General features: G+C 64.5%; 11 protein-coding genes. 1 reads left to right on the top strand and 10 read right to left on the bottom strand.

All coding sequences use genetic code 11. The features are described from left to right. Window positions 1-13 precede the first annotated feature (13 nt). Window positions 14-709 carry an SDR family NAD(P)-dependent oxidoreductase gene (locus AC07FD_RS32605; RefSeq protein WP_478353185.1) on the top strand — a complete coding sequence of 232 codons (696 nt, stop codon included), beginning with the start codon at window positions 14-16 and terminating at the stop codon, window positions 707-709. Window positions 710-750: 41 nt separating this feature from the next. Here the strand turns inward: AC07FD_RS32605 and AC07FD_RS32600 are convergent, their stop codons facing one another. From AC07FD_RS32600 to AC07FD_RS32555, 10 genes are all read right to left on the bottom strand, one after another. After that, on the bottom strand, window positions 751-1,551 hold the full coding sequence (locus AC07FD_RS32600; RefSeq protein ID WP_478353184.1) for an SDR family oxidoreductase: 801 nt from the start codon (window positions 1,549-1,551) through the stop codon (window positions 751-753). 117 nt (window positions 1,552-1,668) lie between these two features. Then, the gene (locus tag AC07FD_RS32595; protein WP_478353183.1) at window positions 1,669-2,217 is read right to left on the bottom strand and encodes a glutathione peroxidase; all 549 of its coding nucleotides are present in this window, start codon (window positions 2,215-2,217) and stop codon (window positions 1,669-1,671) included. A 123-nt stretch (window positions 2,218-2,340) separates the two neighbouring features. After that, the gene (locus AC07FD_RS32590) at window positions 2,341-3,036 is read right to left on the bottom strand and encodes a 4'-phosphopantetheinyl transferase family protein (RefSeq protein WP_478353182.1); all 696 of its coding nucleotides are present in this window, start codon (window positions 3,034-3,036) and stop codon (window positions 2,341-2,343) included. Next, window positions 3,029-3,451, bottom strand: coding sequence for a hypothetical protein (locus AC07FD_RS32585; RefSeq protein WP_457151207.1), 423 nt, complete (start codon window positions 3,449-3,451; stop codon window positions 3,029-3,031). The genes AC07FD_RS32590 and AC07FD_RS32585 overlap by 8 nt, the downstream gene beginning before the upstream one ends. Beyond that, entirely contained in the window at window positions 3,448-3,795 is a 348-nt protein-coding gene (locus AC07FD_RS32580; protein WP_477417544.1) for a hypothetical protein, read from the bottom strand. The genes AC07FD_RS32585 and AC07FD_RS32580 overlap by 4 nt, the downstream gene beginning before the upstream one ends. After that, complete coding sequence (locus AC07FD_RS32575; protein WP_478353181.1) at window positions 3,795-4,697, bottom strand: hypothetical protein; 903 nt, start codon at window positions 4,695-4,697, stop codon at window positions 3,795-3,797. The genes AC07FD_RS32580 and AC07FD_RS32575 overlap by 1 nt, the downstream gene beginning before the upstream one ends. Further along, window positions 4,688-8,038: an amino acid adenylation domain-containing protein gene (locus tag AC07FD_RS32570; protein WP_478353180.1), complete on the bottom strand. Its 3,351-nt coding sequence runs from the start codon at window positions 8,036-8,038 to the stop codon at window positions 4,688-4,690. The genes AC07FD_RS32575 and AC07FD_RS32570 overlap by 10 nt, the downstream gene beginning before the upstream one ends. Further along, window positions 8,035-11,271 (bottom strand): amino acid adenylation domain-containing protein, encoded by a 3,237-nt coding sequence (locus tag AC07FD_RS32565; protein ID WP_478353179.1) that lies wholly within the window; start codon window positions 11,269-11,271, stop codon window positions 8,035-8,037. The genes AC07FD_RS32570 and AC07FD_RS32565 overlap by 4 nt, the downstream gene beginning before the upstream one ends. Further along, window positions 11,268-15,875, bottom strand: coding sequence for a non-ribosomal peptide synthetase (locus tag AC07FD_RS32560; RefSeq protein WP_478353178.1), 4,608 nt, complete (start codon window positions 15,873-15,875; stop codon window positions 11,268-11,270). The genes AC07FD_RS32565 and AC07FD_RS32560 overlap by 4 nt, the downstream gene beginning before the upstream one ends. A 24-nt stretch (window positions 15,876-15,899) precedes the next feature. After that, window positions 15,900-16,310: a hypothetical protein gene (locus tag AC07FD_RS32555; RefSeq protein WP_477417537.1), complete on the bottom strand. Its 411-nt coding sequence runs from the start codon at window positions 16,308-16,310 to the stop codon at window positions 15,900-15,902. Window positions 16,311-16,583 lie beyond the last annotated feature (273 nt).

Raw genomic sequence — 16,583 nt, 5'->3', positions numbered from 1 at the left:
GTCGGAGAAAACCATGACAAGCAAAGTTGCCGTTATCGCAGGCGTGGGATCCGGCCTTGGCGCCTCGTTGGCGAGGGTCTTCAGCCGCCAAGGATTCAAGCTGGTGCTGGCGGCGCGCAATGTTGCGAAGCTCGACGCGCTTGCCACCGAGACCGGGGCCGAGGTGATCTCAACCGACGTGTCGGACCCGGCATCGGTGGAAAACCTGTTCCATGCGGTGGATGGCATCGGCCCGCTCTCGCTGGCGATCTTCAATGCGGCCGGCCGCGTGCGCGGCGGCATTGCCGATCTCGATCCGGAGGAGGTGAAAAAAGCACTGCTCGTGGGTGCCTATGGCGGCTTTCTGTTCGGTCAGCAAGCAGCACGTCGGTTGCAGGCCTCAGGCGCCGGATCGATCCTGTTCACGGGAGCCACGGCCAGCGTCAAGGGCTTTGCCAATTCCGCCGGTTTCGCAATGCCGAAGTTTGGTCTGCGTGGGCTGGCGCAGTCGATGGCGCGCGAGCTTGCGCCAAAGAACATCCACGTGGCGCATTTCGTCATCGATGGCGGCATAGCATCCAGCGGCCCGGTGCGGTCGCCGGACTCGACCCCGCCCGACCGTTGGCTGTCGCCGGACGCGATCGCCGACGCCTATCTCGCAATCCATCAGCAGCATCGAAGCGCCTGGACGTGGGAGATCGAATTGCGGCCCTGGGTGGAGAATTTTTGATGCACAAGTAGCCGACCGCCATAGCCGCCGGCCGTTGCCGGCTAATAGTGTATCGGCCCCTTGATCCCGCCGCCACAGGCGATCGCGTCGCCGTTTATGGCAACACTTCGCGGCGAAGCGAGGAATGCAACGACATCGGCGATCTCGGCCATATCGACGAGGCGACCGATCGTGACATTGGCGGCAAGACGCTGTTCGATCTCCTCGGGCGAAACGCCTGCCGAAGCCGCGCGGGCGGCGACCAGGGGAGCGGTCTTTTCGGTGCGGGTCAGGCCGGGATGGACCACCGTTGCGTTGATCCCCTTGGGGCCCAATTCGTCGGCAAGGTTCTTGGTCAGGGCAGAGACGGCAACATTGCGGATCGAGCCGATGATGGAGCCGGTCTGGCGCGCTGCGAGGCCGCTTATGTTGATAATGCGGCCCCAGCCCGCGGCAGCCATGTGGGGAGCAGCCTCGCGCGCCATGCGAAGATAGCCCATCACTTTGACGTTCACGTCATCCCAAAACAGGTCGTCGGTGATCTCGGCCAGTTTCGGCGGCGGTGCCTGCCCGCCCGGCTTGGCCGCGGCGTTGACCAGAATGTCGAGGCCGCCGAGCGCCGCGACCGTTGCGGCCACCAGCGCTCTGACCGAGCTGTCGTCCTGCGTGTCGACGGTCAGTCCGACGATCTTGCGTCCGGTCTCCGCAGCCAGTTCGCGCGCGGCAATGTCCACATCGGCAACGTTGCGGGCGGCGATGACGAGATCGACGCCTTCCAGGGCCAACTGCCGGGCGATGGCACGACCAATTCCCTTGCTGCCGCCGGTGACCAGGGCGCGTTTTCCGTCCAGTTGCAGATCCATGGCCTACTCTCCTCGGGTTAGATGGGTGGCTTTACCACTGAAGCTGCAACGCAGCGGTGCCAAAAACCTTGCAGCACGCAGCCATGGAAGGGCCGCACCAGCAGGCTGTATCTTGCGTCACACCGCCAGGAGCTTGCGGAGAGGGCCGACGATCGCCTCGTCCTGCGGCTCGGTGTCGGAGCCAAAGCGGGCGACAACGATCCCTTTGCGGTCGACCAGAAACTTCTCGAAGTTCCAACTCACCTCGTCGGGTTCGGGCGCGGCACCTTTCCCCGCCATCCGGGCCGCCAATTTGCTACCCGGTTGGAAGACAGCCTTCGGCAGCGCCTCGATCAACGCCCGATAGAGCGGATGCTTCTGTGGTCCCTTCACCACGATCTTGGCGAACACAGGGAATTCGACACCATAAGTCAGCCGGCAGAATTCCTGGATTTCGGCGTCGGTGCCCGGTTCCTGGCCGGCGAAGTCATTGGCCGGAAAGCCGAGCACCACCAGGCCACGCTCGCGATACGATGCGTAGAGCGCCTCCAGCCCATCATACTGCTTGGTGTAGCCGCATCTGGAGGCGACGTTGACGATCAGCAGGACGCTGTCGGTATATGCACGAAGGCTTGTCGTTGAGCCGTCGGCGCGGCTGAACGGAATATCGTAGATCGAGGCTGTCATAAGCAAAAGTTCCTGCGCAGACAAAGATGGCCTCCGTACATTGGTCGCTCGGCCGCTCTCGTCAAGGAAAGCTGTTCTCCAGAACCAAATTGCTGGGCCTCTTTCGAGGCAGCCGGGTCGGTCCTACGAGGCCTGGACAATGAACGAGGCCGTACAAGGTGCCCCCCCTTCGACAGCGAGCGCTGCAGTCCAGGAACTGCCTACCGGCACATCGAGCACTCGGCAGTTGGGTCGGTGCAAGGCCGTACCGACGACAATATGCTCCCCGGCCGTCGCACTCATGGGTACGTCAAGCTCTTGAGGCGCCACGGAGAATCCGCAACCCCACGCCTTGAGTATGGCCTCCTTGCGCACCCAGCCGCGGTAGAGGGCGGCCAGGCGGTCGCCGGGGGAGGAGGCTCTCCAGGCGGCATATTCGCGTGGCGATGCCCATGTCGTCAGGATTTCGGCGGCATCGATGGTTTCGATGCGTTCCAGATCGACGCCGACCTCGCACTCAGATGCAAATGCGAGAAGCGCCGCCCCACCCGCATGCGAAACATTGAAGCGCAACCGTCCGCACGGCATCCGAGGCTTGCCGTGAGCGCCATACGCAATGGGTACCGACCGTGGCGGCACCGCCAGGTAACTCGCCAGGATGCGGCGCAATCCCGCTCGCGTGCGCACGAATTGTGCCCGCGCCCGGGGGCAACGCAGCCGCTCCGCGCGCCCGCGTTCTTCATCGTCGAGCAGCTCCAGCGCATCGGCTTCTGCCGTAATGCACGGCCGCACGTCGAGCAGCCACAAGTCGACCTTGCCGACGTCCGGCGGCTCAGGCATTTTCGATGTCGACCGCCACATTGGCGATCCAGCTCATGCTTTGCGCGATCGCCACAAGATCCGCAGCCGCCAAATTGTCAGGCGGGACCGCAGCCCAGGCCTTGATGAGGTCGGCCACGTATTCGTGCAGTGCCTCCCGCACCATCCTTCGCGCTTCCGGCGTCAGTGTCGCTGCACGCAGCGCCTCGTGATAGGTGGCAAATGACTGAGCTATGCGTTCCGCCGCCTCGGGGGCCTGGAGCGGCTCCTGCATCGCTTCGGCGCAGCGGGCGAAGGTCTCGGCAACGGCCGCGCCATCCTCTGGCGATGTCCAGGCGGATTCGAGGACGCCGCGAAAGCGTGCGAAAGCGCGGGCGAAGTCGAGTTGGGGACCGTCATGGGTCCATTGCCAAGGCGATTGTTGCTCCGGGTTCATGATACAGCTCCAGAGTTGGTCCGTTTGCGCGCTTCATCCAGCAACGCACCATAGCCATGACGTCGCGCAGACGTCTCAAGCAATACCTCGATACCGGTGCTGTCCTGCCAGGCGCCATTTTGCATCTCGACCACCTTCTCCTTGACGCGCAGTAAGATCGGCTCGGAACCGGGCAGGCCGTCGCCCAGAACGACGAACCCGCGCCAGCCCGCCTGAGGCCCGGCCGGCGCGGCGCTTGGAACCGACAACGCCCGCGCCCGGGCGGCCAGTTCCGCGGCCTCATTGGGTGCCAGCCCGAACGTAGGATTCGGCCTGCCTGAGAACACGTCCAACACCACGCGCACTACAAGACCTCCACGCCCGGTGGTACGAACAGATAACTGCAAAATTGTGTGTAGGGGCCGCGGTCGCACGTCGCCGGCGTCAGTGCGCCGGCGATGACGCGGCCCTGGTTGTCGACGTTGCGGGCACTGTAGATGCCCAGCTTGTGGCCCCAGAAGGCGCCATGCGAGCGGTACCAGTGGAAATCGTGTCCCGGCCAAACAGCCAGCGCCGCCAGCCGCGCCGGGCCGTCGCAGTTGGCCCTGAATCCATCGGCGATTGCAGCTCGCGCGACCGCCTCGCAGCTGAACTCGTCATACTGGCGGCCAACCCTGCGTCCGGGCTGCGCCACGAAATTGGAAACATAGTTGCTGGCATAATTGTAGCAATTGTTGCGCAGGCGCACGGAAGCTGTGTTCCAGAACCAGGGGCTATAAGCGGCGAGGATCGGCTCACAGGGCGGGCCGACCTCCGGTTGTTCGGCAGCTGTGGCCTCCTCCGCGTGCCTGGCGCGTAGCGCAGCGCTGCGGCCAGCACGTGGTGCCACCCCGTCGCCCCGCCATTCGACGCAGCGCGCTGCTTCATCGATCACTGTACGCGCAACGATCGGTCGGGCGCTTTCCAACAGCGCCAAAACGGCCTCGCGCTCGTCATCCGGCAGCCGCGCCCGTCGTGCGGAGACGAGCTCCTCCCTGGTCTCCACTGTCGCAACCGGTGGCACGCCGACATAAAAGGCTGCTGGCGCGTCGGCGTCTTCCGGGCCACTCCCGACGAGCAGGCCGCGATAGCCGAGCGCCGGCATCGGGGTGGCAGAGGCCGGCCCGCCCTGGCGCGACATCAGCTGCCTGAAATGTTGGGCCAAAGCCGGCGGCACCTGCCATGTCGGGTTGGGACGACCGGAGAATACATCCAGCATCACACGCATGCGCCATCTCCTTGCTCATGCAATTGTTGGCGTACATCGGCATCGCTCATTTCAAGCACCTGCAGCACGATGGCTGCGGCCGCTTCCAGCCGCTGCCGCGCCGAATCGTCAGGGGCAATCGCGCGTGAAAGCTCGCGTGCGCATCGGGCCTCGAACACTCGACGCAGCGGAATCTCGATCTGCAACAGCTCCCGCAGTTGCGAAACCAGTCGCGTAGCCAATAGCGAGTGGCCTCCGAGATCGGCAAAGAAATCGTCGGTCGCGCCGGCTTCCGGCACCTTCAACACATCGCAGAAGCACCTGACGAGCAATGTTTCAAGGGCGGTTTGCGGTGTCACGTGCCGCCGCTGCCTCGGGGCGGCGCCGGCAAGCATCCCGGCGATACGATTGCGGTCTGCCTTGCCATTGGCGGTGAGCGGGATCTCTTCGACGACCTTGAAGGCGCTCGGGATCATGAACGGCGGCAGTTTATCCTGGAGATGGCTGCGAAAAGTCCCGGTCAAGTCGGCCTGGTCGAGGTCGCACCCCGGCGAAAGCAGCACTGCCGCATGCAGTCGGTCATCACCCGGTCCGGCGCGGTGGAGCACCACGGCGGCTTCAGCCACCGCCGGGTGTGTGCGCAGTGCAGCCTCCACCTCATCTGGCTCGACACGGTGGCCACGCAACTTGATCTGATTGTCGGCACGGCCGAGGTATTCGAGCGTGCCATCACGACGGTGCCGTACTCGGTCCCCTGAACGGTAGACCAGCGCTCCATCCGGTCCGCGTACGAAACGCTCCGCGGTGAGACCGGCCTGGCCGACATAGCCCAGCGCAACGCCGGCGCCGCCAATTCGCAGTTCGCCAACCACCCCGACCGGGACCGGCGCACCGGACCCGTTACACACATTCAACCGCGTGAGGGCGATTGGACGGCCAATCGGCACCGGGCCCGGTCGAATGTCGCCGGCGCGCAGAAAATGCGCGCAGCAGCCAACCGTGGTTTCTGTTGGCCCGTACTCATTGACGATCAGCAATCCCGGCATGTGCGTGCGCCAGGGCTCCAGCGTCTCGCCGTGCAAGGCTTCGCCCCCAACGATGAAACAGCCGGTTGCGCAGGCGGGCGCCCGCCCTGCCGCAAGCTGGCGCAAACCTTCGAGGTGGCTTGGGGTCAATTTGACAAAGCTGTAGCGCCGGCCCGAGTGAAGCGCTTCCTCGAGCGCTTCGAGGCCGCCCCCGGCTGGCAGCAAGAACACGGTCTTGCCGCACAAGAGCGGCACGAAAAGCGTGGTGACCGACATGTCGGCGGTGATCGAAGTGCACAGCGGTGCCCCTTCGCCATCGTTCACCGGATAGACGCTCATGCACCAGCGGAGGTAGTTGAGCAACGCACGATGCGGCACCGAGACGCCCTTGGGCCGTCCGGTGGAACCGGAAGTGAACAGTATGTAGGCCGGGCTCTCGGCGTCGCGCCGCACCTTCGGGGGCGGTACGCCGGGTTGCGGTGGTTCGCGATCCACCGCGATCGAGGTGAGCCCCGTTTGCAAGTCGGATTCCGTGCCCTTGGAAACAAGAAGCACCGTCGCCCCTGCATCGACGAGCATGTCGCGGGCGCGCTGAACTGGCAATTCAGGCCCCAGCGGCACATAGGCAGCGCCGGCCTTGAGCACGGCGAGCAGTGCCATCGGCAGGTACGTGCACGGCTCGATCGCGACCCCCACGCAATCGCCGGGCTCCACGCCGTGCGCGATGAGCTGATGAGCGAGACTGTTGGCGCCGCCGTCGAGCTCCGCATAGCTGAGGCGTCCGTCGGGTGCCTGGCAGGCGACTGCGTCCGGGCTCAGACGCGCTTGTGCTTCGAACAGCCCGCACAGGTCGGTTTCGGCCGACGGCATCACAGGGCCCCGCGACCAGGCTTCCAACTGACGCAGTTCGGCGGCATCCATCAGCGGCAGATCTGCCACCGACGCTTCGGGATCGGCCAGTGCCGCGCAAAGCAGTCGCAGGAAGCGCTCCACCAGTCGTTCGGCGCTTGCCTGCTGAAAGAGATCGGTAGCGTATTCCAGTTCACCGACCAGGCACGATGCCGTTTCGGTAAGCTGCAGGGTAAGGTCGAAGGCAGAAGTGCCACGCGCGAAGTTGAACGCCGGCGCGGCATCCGTGATCGTCCTGCGCACCTGGCTGGAAGAGAGCACCTGGAACGAAACTTGAAACAGCGGGTTGCGCGACAGATCCTGTTCGGGCGCCAGGGCCGCCACCACCATGGAGAAGGGCAGGTCCTGGTGGTTCTGCGCCTCACGCAGCCGCGCATGCGTACGCTCCACCGCTTCCTTGAAGCTGCAGCCGCCGCTGAAATCCAGCCGCAAAACCACGGTGTTGGCAAAAAAGCCGACGACGTCTTCGAGCTCGGAATAGGGACGCGCTGCCATCGGAGTGCCGATGGTCACCTCGTCCTGTCCCGCGAGCCGGTGCAGCAGCGCGGCAAAGGCGGCAAACAGCACGGTGAAGCGTGTGGTGTGCAGGCGGCGCGCCAGTGCTTCGGCGGCCGCGGCTGCGGTTGCGTCGATGGTGATCGGTGCGCGCGCCCCGCGATAACTTGGCCGGGCGGGACGAGGATGGTCCGTGGGCAGCTCGAGTTGCTGCATGCCCTCCAGCCGCTGCACCCAGTATTTGCGGTGCTGAGCCATCCGTTCACCGGACATTGCCTCGCGTTGCCAGACGGCAAAGTCGGCATATTGCACCGGCAATGGTGGCAGGGACGGAAGCCTGCCGGTCAACAGCTCGGAATAGACCTGGCCGATTTCGGCCAGCAATTTCTCCAGCGACCATCCGTCGGCGACGATGTGATGGATCACGAGCAGCAGCAGTGATTCACCGGCAGAAAGCTCCAACAGCCGACAATGCAGAAGCGGGCCTTCGGCAAGGTCGAAGGGCTGCTGGCTGGCAGCCGAGGCAATCTGCGCGGCGCGCGCCTCCGGATCCGGCTCGCAGCTGAGGTCGTCGATCTCGCATCGCATGGTCGTTGCAGGCAGAATGCGCTGCACCGGCTGCCCTCGGACGAGCGGGAACACGGTGCGCAGCGCCTCATGGCGGGCGACCACCGCCGACAGTGCCTTTTCCAGGTAACGCTGGAGGGGGACAAACGGCAGCCTTTGCGCAATCGAGATATTGTAGAAGGGATTGCCCGGAACGAGTTGGTCGAGGAACCACAGGCGATCTTGCGAGTGTGAAAGCGGGAAGTCGCGTCCGTCGCGCGGCTGGACAGGGATTTCCTGCGCCGGCCGAACCCGAATGAGGTGCTCGCGCAGCGAGCGCTTCTGCTCCGGGGTCATTGCGGTGATACGGTTTTGCAGACTGTTCAAGGCGCCCCTCTCGATTCAGCTGGTTCTCGTGAGGCGAACAGCGCCTCGCGCTCGGCCGCCGGCAGCGACGTCAACAGCTCCAACAGCTCGTCGTCGCTGGTTTCCGGTGTCGCGGCCTGGCGCTCCGCGATCCAACCGGCAAGCTCGCGGACAGACGGGTGGTCAAACACGACTCCCGCCGGCACATCGGTTCCGAGTTGGCGTGACAGTCGTGAACTGACGCGCAAGGCCGCCAGCGAATGCCCGCCGAGATCGAGGAAGAAGTCTGCGTCAAGCGTCACCAGATGCAGCTGCAGCACCTGCGCGAAACACGCCTGGACCTCTTTTTCAAATGGCAGCACCGGATTGGCATCGCCAGCATCCGGCAGCTCTCCCGGCGGCGGCAGCGCCAGTCTGTCGCGCTTTCCGTTGGGCGTCAGCGGCAGCGCGTCGAAACGCACAATGACTGCCGGCAGGAACGCGTGCGGAAGCCGTTCCCGCAACCCGACCAACAATCGCCGGGCATCGAAGCTTGATGCGGGCGCGGCGACGTAGGCAACGAGGCGGTCCTCCCGCAGCACGACCATGGCATCGCTGACTTCGGGGGCTTGGCGAAGCAGCGCCTCGATTTCGGCCGGTTCGATCCGGAAACCACGCAACTTGATCTGCTGGTCGCGCCGGCCGAGGCAGACAATCAAGCCGTCGCGCTGCACCCGGGCCAGGTCCCCCGTGCGGTACATTCGTGCCGCTTTGCTGCCTGCAAAAGGGTCGGCCACAAAGCGCTCGCGCGTCAATTCGGTGGGCCCGAGATATCCAAGCGCGACACCTGCGCCGCTAATATACAGCTCGCCCGCCACCTCAAGCGGAACGGGGCGCAGCTTGCTGTCGAGCACATAGGCACGCACGCCGGTGATCGGTCGGCCGATCGGGACGACGCCCAGCACAGGAGGCTCTTGATCGGGATCGAACCAAGTGGCGTCCCAGATTTCCGAAGTCCCGTAAAGATTGTAGAGTGTGGCCTGCGCATGGTGTCGTCGGAAATGGTGGTAGAGGTCTGCCGGGAGCGGCTCGCCGGTGCAAACCCAGAACAACAGGTGCGGCAAGTGCCGCCCAAGGTCCGGTTGCGCTTCGAGCATCATCTTCAGCAGCGACGGCACCAGCCACAGCCGCGTGACGCCGCGCGATGCCAACAGGCGGGTCAACGCGGAAGCATCCGTTGCGATCTGCTCGGAAACGATCGTGGTCGGCACACCGCGCAGCGTGGCGCCCAACAGTTCCCACAGCGAATCGACAAAGTTGATCGCAGTACGCTGACAGGCCATTTCGTTGGCGCCGAAGGGATAGGCCTGCCACATCCATATGAGCCGGTTCGACACCTGGCCCCATTGAACCAGCACTCCTTTCGGCCGGCCCGTCGAGCCCGATGTGAAGACGATATAGGCGGGGTCGTCGCGCCGCCAACAGACCGGTTCGTCGTTTGCCGCATTGCCGCTGCACCGTTCGAGGACGTCGCCGATGTCGATCACGGTTGACAGTCCGTCCGGCGGCGTTGGGCCGGTTGCCAGCAGCACGGCCGGCTTGGCGTCCGCCAGCATCTGTTCCAGGCGGTGCCTAGGATAGGCCGGATCGAGCGGCAGATAGACGCCGTGCGCCTTCAGCACGGCGTAGAAGGCCACAACTTGCTCCAACGAGCGGGGCGCAGACACGGCGACCGGCACGCCGCGACCCACGCCCAGGTCGCGCAATCGTCGTGCGAGCCCCGACGAGGCGCGCTCTAGCGTGTCGAAGTCGAGCACACGATCGTCGGCGATGAAGGCCGGAGCCGCGCCATTGTCGCGCGCCAGACCCCGCAACAATTCGAGCGGGTCCAAATCCACGCATGCATCGGCATCGCCGACGTTTGGTTCTTCGATCAGCCGCCGGCGTTCAGCATCGGAGAGCGGCGAAAAGGTCGCCAAAGTTGCAAAGGGCGCAGCGCATATGCCCCGCAGCAGGTTGAGCAGATGCTCGATAAGAGCTCCCATGTCATCGCCATGGAAACGGCTACGGTCGAACCGCAGTTTGAGGTGCAGCCGATCACCCGGAACAGCGAGCAAGCTGAGCGGCACATTGGCACGCGCCAAGTCGACGCCGCCGGTCGTGGATTCGAGCTTGGCCGCCGCTTGCGGGAAATTCTCGAACACCACCAGCGTGTCGAACAGAGGTCGGTCGGGGGCGATCTCGCAGCAGCGTTGCAGTTCGGCGCTGTCGAGGTGGTGGAAAGCCGAGCCGCGTGCCTGTGCACTCTGTAAATCCTTGAGCCATGGCACCAGTGCCGCCTGCGGATCCACGCGCACCCGCACCGGGACCGCGTTGATGAAGAGACCGATCATCTGCTCGATGCCAGGAACCTCAGGCGGTCGCCCGGAAACGACGGCACCGAAAACCACATCGTCGCGGTCCGTATAGTGGCCGAGCAGCAAAGCCCACGCACCCTGCAGCACGGTGTTCAACGTCAGTCCGTGCTGGCGTGCGAACCCCCTGAGCCGTTCTGATTCCTCTGCATCGAGGTTGCCGCTGACCTCGGTGTCTGCATCTGCAAGAGCCGCTCGGCCAGGTGGCCGCGGCAGGCCAATCTCCACCGGCTCGTCGTAGCCACGAAGCACATCGGCCCAGTATTCGCGCGCTGTTTCGAGGTCGCGCGTGGCCAGCCAGTCGATGTAGTGGCGTAGCGAGCGTCGCACCGGAGGCTGGTAAGGCGCGTTGCGGACCAGCGCGCGATAATGTTCGATCATCTCCGTTGCCAGGAGTTGCGCACTCCATCCGTCGAGCAGGATGTGATGGAACTCCCAGACAAATCTCACTTGGCCGGCGCGGCCGCGGATCAGCGCCAGCCGCATCAAGGGTGGACGATCGAGCACGAAGCCCGCCCGGCGGCTGTCCCCCAGATACCGTACCAACTGAGCTTCGAAGGCGGCCGCGTCGAGATGTCGCCAGTCGAGCTCTTCGAAAGCCAGCGTGACGTGACGGTGAACAACTTGCACCGGCTGCTCGAGGTCTTGCCAATGGAAGGATGTGCGCAGTGCGGGCGTGCGCCGAAGCAGTTCATGCCATGCCGCCTGGAACGCGCGCGCATCGACGGGCTCCGGCAGCGACATCACCTCCTGCTGGATGAAGACGCCGCTTTCCGGCGCGCGCAGACTGGCGACCAGCATCGCCGCCTGGAGCGGCGCCAGTGGCCAGAAGTCTTCAACGTCAACACTGTTCGTGTTCAATCTTGGTCTCCCTGCCCACGGTTGAGGCGCGACATCAAAGTGACCAGGTCCTCCGCCTTGATATGTCGGGCGAACCCCCCAACGTCTTCCTCTTCATCAACGTGCTCTTCAACGGATTCGGTCGGCTTCGCGGCGCGAGCGAGCAGGGCCAGTGTCTTGTGGACGAAGATGTCGTTCGGCTCGATCGACAGCCCCGCTTCACGCGCGCGGCTGACGACCTGGATGCCGAGGATGGAGTCGCCGCCGAGCTCAAAGAAATTGTCGTTGATGCCTACTTGCTCGAGCCGCAATAAGTCGCCCCAGATCGCGGCGAGCCGCAGTTCAGCGGCTGTCGATGGGGCAACGTACTCAGCTCCGAGTTCAGGCCGCATGCCGTCTATCTTCGGCAGGCGGTGGCGGTCGATCTTGCCGCTCACCGTCATGGGCAGCGCGTCAAGCAGCAGGAAGCGCGCCGGGATCATGTAGGCCGGCAAACGCTGGGCAAGGAAGGCGCGGACTTGCGGCACCATCTTGCGCGCGAAGGCGGATTGCAGCGGGTTGTTGGTCCAGCGCCGCCGGTGCCCGGCGCCGCCTCCAAGAGTGCGCCTCGGGATTGGCCCGCGGCCCACCCGGTTCATTGCGAGTGGACTGAACACGGCGTCGATGTGACCGGTCGCATGGCGTCCCGCGACATGAAGCTCGACCTTGCAGCCGACTTCGGCTGCGCAAGCGAGCAACTGGTCCGCGTCAAGGCCGTGCACGGTCACCTGTCCTGCGTTCGAGCGCAGATCACCGACGCAGCGCGATCCATCGCTGCTCATGACTTCCGCGGCGGCGTGCATCTCCGCCGCGACGGTTTGGCCTGGAATGTCGGCTACCAGCAGGGTTTTCCCGTCAAGTGCCCGCAACGTCCGCAGCAGCGCTCCGGCGCTGCCCACGCGCGCCCAGTCACAGGTGTCCGCCGCCTCCACAACCTCGGGCGACCAGCCGACATGGAGCATGACGTCATATCGGAAAAGCGTCAGCTCATTGTCGGCTCGGCACGGTTTGGCCAGAATCTCAACGGCCCGGATGCCGGGGAAATCCGCTGCCAGCGCGAGGAAAAATTCTGAATCGACCGCCAACTCTTGTTCCAGCCCCAGGCGGCGCGCCACACGTTCCTGCAAGGTGGCCAGCGGCAGGTCGGACTCGGCCCGGTACAACTCCACAGAGGCTGCGAAACACTCCAGCAGCGCCAGGCTCCGCACATCACCGATGAATACGGTGCCGCGGGCACCCAGCGTCGACAACGCGGCGCCTATCACGTCGATCAGGTAGCGTTCGCTCGGGAAGTACTGCACGACCGAATTGAGGATCACCAGGTCCACAGCGCCCATAGATTGGGCCGCGACCTCGTGCGCAGCGCATCGACGGAACTCGATGCCTTTGATCCCGGTACTGGCCGCGTGCTTGGCCATATGGTCAAGCGCGCCTTGCGAGATATCGGTTGCCACATAGCGCCGGGCCTTGGGTGCCAGGCGAAAAGCCAGCAACCCCGTGCCGCATCCAATTTCGAGGGTTTGCTCGGCTGCGAGAGAATTCAATCGTTCAACCGTGCTTGCCAGCCACTCTCGCATCGTCCGCTCCTCCAGCGGCAGGCCCGTGTAGCTGCTGTTCCAGCCCTCGATCACAAATGCCGGGTCGGTAGCTTCCGCGATCGTACCGTAGGTTTCATCGTAGATGCGGTGCCAGTGTTCCACCTGCTCGCTGGAAGCTGCGCTCTCGAACTGTGAGTCAGGTGCGCGCGGGTCGTCGCGCTGCACCACGTATGCGACGAGACGCGCATCTCCAGCGCCGACTTCGCGCAAGGCGACCGCCGCCTCGGCGATCTCGGGATGCGATTGCAATGCCGCCTCGACTTCGCCGAGTTCGATGCGGTGACCGCGAAGCTTGACCTGGCGATCGATGCGGCCGATGAAGTCGATGCGCCCGTCGGCAAGCAATCGCACGCGGTCGCCAGTGCGATAGATTCGTTCGACAGGGCCATTGCCAAGCGACAGCTCGACAAACCGCTCGGCCGTCAGTTGCGGCCTGCCAAGATATTCCCGCGCCAGTCCGATCCCTGCCAGACAGAGCTCACCTGGGACGCCGATCGGCACCGGCTCTCCGTGCGCATCGAGGACGAAGGCGCGCATATTGTCGATCGGCACACCGATGGTCGGCGGGCGCGAGAAATCCTCGCATCGCTCCCACGTCGCCCAGATGGTCGTTTCCGTGGGGCCGTACAGGTTGAAGAAGCGCCTGCCGGGCGCCCATTGTGCCACTATCGAGGCCGGACAGGCTTCGCCTGCCACCATCAGCGTGGTGAGAGTTCGCAACCCCGAGGCATCGAACGCAAACAGCGCGGAAGGCGGCAACACCGCGTGGGTGACGCGCGCGTCGTAGATCAGCCGGGCGAGCCCGGGACCGGGCATGCGTTGCTCCGTTCCCGGGATCACCAGCGTGGCGCCGACGCCGAGCGCGAGGCCGAGTTCGAACACGGCGGCATCGAAGCTGAGCGAGGCGAACTGCAGCACGCGGCTTTCCGCCGTCGTATCGAGCAGTCGTCGTTGGGCCGCCAGAACATTGGCCAGTCCACGCTGCTCGCTGACCACGCCCTTCGGCTGGCCCGTCGAGCCTGAAGTGTAGATGATGTAGGCCACGTCACCTGACGCGCGCTCCGTTGCACGCGGGGCCGTGGTGCGGTCGCGCGCCATCGCGCTGACGAAAAGTGGCCGGCATTCGAGCAACGACAGCGCGCCCTCGACGCGGCCCCACGCCTCAGGCTCGGTGAGGACGTGGCGCGCCCCTGTATCCTTGGCAATATAGCGCAAGCGCTCGTTCGGGAGATCGATATCGAGAGGTACGAAGGCCGCGCCTGCCTTCAGCGTGGCGAGTATCGCGACGACGGCCGCAGGGGAGCGATCGAGCAGCAGCAATACCGGTTCGCCTGGTCGAACGCCGGCCGCCTCAAGTCCTGCGGCGAGTTTTTCAGCCTGCTGATCAAGCGCCCCGTATGTGAAGGTGCCCGCGGGGCCGGCAAGTGCGATACGCTCAGGTGCGTTCGCTGCGAAGCGCTCGAATTGCTGGCATAGCGGCGTCTCGTCGAAGGCGACCGCTTTGCCGTCGGACGCGTGCCGGAACCTGCTCCGTTCGTCCCGGTCGAGCATCGCGATCGTATCGATCGGCTGGTCGGGGTCTGCCGCCGCCGAGTTTAGCAAGAAGCAGAAATGTCCGACCATGCGCGCGGCCGTCTCGGGATCGAACAGCGCAGTGCTGTATTCCATGCCTCCGGAAATCCCGCCGGCATGCTCGTGCAGGTGGAATGCGATATCGAAAATGGAGGTTCCGCGTTCGATGGAGACCATTGAATCCTGAGCCGGCAGTGCACTGCCGCTATCGATGTTCCATGCGTTTTGCAGCACCAGCCCGATTTGAAACAACGGATTGCGGTTAGGCTGGCGCTCGGGCTGGAGCGCTTCGACCAACTTCTCGAAGGGCATGTCCTGATGCGTGTAGGCATCGAGCGCGGTCTGCCGCACACGGCACACCAGTTCGCGGAAGGTCGGCCTGCCGCTGACGTCGATGCGAAACACGAGTGTATTGACGAAAAAGCCGATCAGCGCCTCGACCTCGGGCCGCGTGCGATTGGCGATCGGGGCGCCGATAGCGATGTCTTCGTCGCCTGTGTAGCGCTGCAGCATCGCGGCAAGGCCTGCCAACAGCACCATGAACAGGGTAGCGCCTTCTTCACTTGCCACCCGTTTCAGCAAAACGAGCACGGCGGCCCCGATGCTCAACTCCTCGAAATCACCCTCGAAGCTCGGCTCGTCCGGACGCGGTCGGTCCGGCACCAGCGTCAATTGCGGCAGATCGGCGAGCTGCCGGCGCCAAAAGGACAGTTCCATCTCCAGCCGTTCGCCGCTGAAGTACTGGCGCTGCCATTCGGCGAAATCGGCATACTGGATCGCCAGGGGTTGCAGCGGGGAGGGCCGGTTGGCGACGAAGGCCCCATAGGCGGCAGCCAGTTCGCGCAGCAGGATCTGCATGGACCACCCGTCACAGGCGATGTGATGCAGGGTCAGCAGGAGCCAGTGTTCGTGCATCGACAGCCGCAGCAAACGTGCGTGCACCATGGGCCCTTGCCGCAGATCAAACGTCAGCCGCGCCTGTTCGCCGGCCTCGCGGCGCGCTGCCTTCTCGCGCTCCTTCGGCTCAAGATGCATTAGGTCGAGCAGCGGCATCGGCACCGGGCCGGGTGGCATCACCTGCTGCATAGGCTCGCCTGCAATGTCAGTGAACACAGTGCGCAGGGCGGCATGGCGTGAAACCACGTGATCAAGGGCGCACTTGAGCGCCGCCACGTTGAGAGGGCCGCGCAAGGGCAAGTTCAGAGGCACATTGTAGAAAGGGCTTGCCGGCGCGAGGCGCTGCATGAACCACAGACGCTGCTGGGCCCAGGAAAGCGCTGCCGGGCCAGGGTGACTGCGGGGCGACAGTAGCGGATCACCTGACGCGGGGGGCTGCAGTCCTGCCGAGCCAAGCAACTTGCCGAGCAGCGAACGACGTTCGGCACTTATGTTGCCGGATATGGGGATTGCCGTCATATGCCGACCCCAAACAGAGCAATGTCATTCGTCGGATTTGCCGCTCGCCAGTGTCTGCAGGTCGGCCAGGTAGTCCGAAAAATTCGCGCGCGCCTTTTGCTGAGCTTCGTCATATGCGGACGCCAACTGCTCGCCCAAGTCCTTGATGGTCTGCCCGACGCTGTTCTGATGCTTGCTCATCACTTGCCCGTACTGGCGCGCGTGATCGAGCCAAGCAGACGCGGCGCGCTGTTGCGCGTCGTCCCCGTTGCCAGCCTCGCTCAACGCCCGCTGCCACGAGGCCATGATTTGTTGGAGTTGATCACGGGCCGGGACTTCGGCCTCTTCTAGCTGCTGGCGGCTGCGACCGTAGAGTTCCTGCGCGCGCGCTGCATATTGCTGCGCCACCTCAAACCCTTTCAGGCAGTAGTTCGAATAGGCATTTTCAGCACTCATGGCGAGCTCCCGCGATCGTGGGCCCTCTGACGGCTCAGGCGCAGAACGTCGCTTGGAAGCGACTTCGTCGGACGCGCGACTTCTACGTCGGACCATGCAGGCCCTCCCGAAAAAATAGTCGGAGGTAGCGTTGCCGAACGGTCTCGTCTGTCGCTTCGAAGACAAACTGACTCCAGATCGGCCTCCAAATCGGACGGCTTCACTACGCTCTAGCGGCTCGCATCTGCGCCGCGAAAGCAACTTAAAGTTTGCAATGCCCGTCGTCAACAGATT

This window comes from Mesorhizobium waitakense (assembly GCF_056431085.1).
Note: the sequence above shows the minus strand (reverse complement) of the source record. Positions and strands in the feature narration are given on the sequence as shown.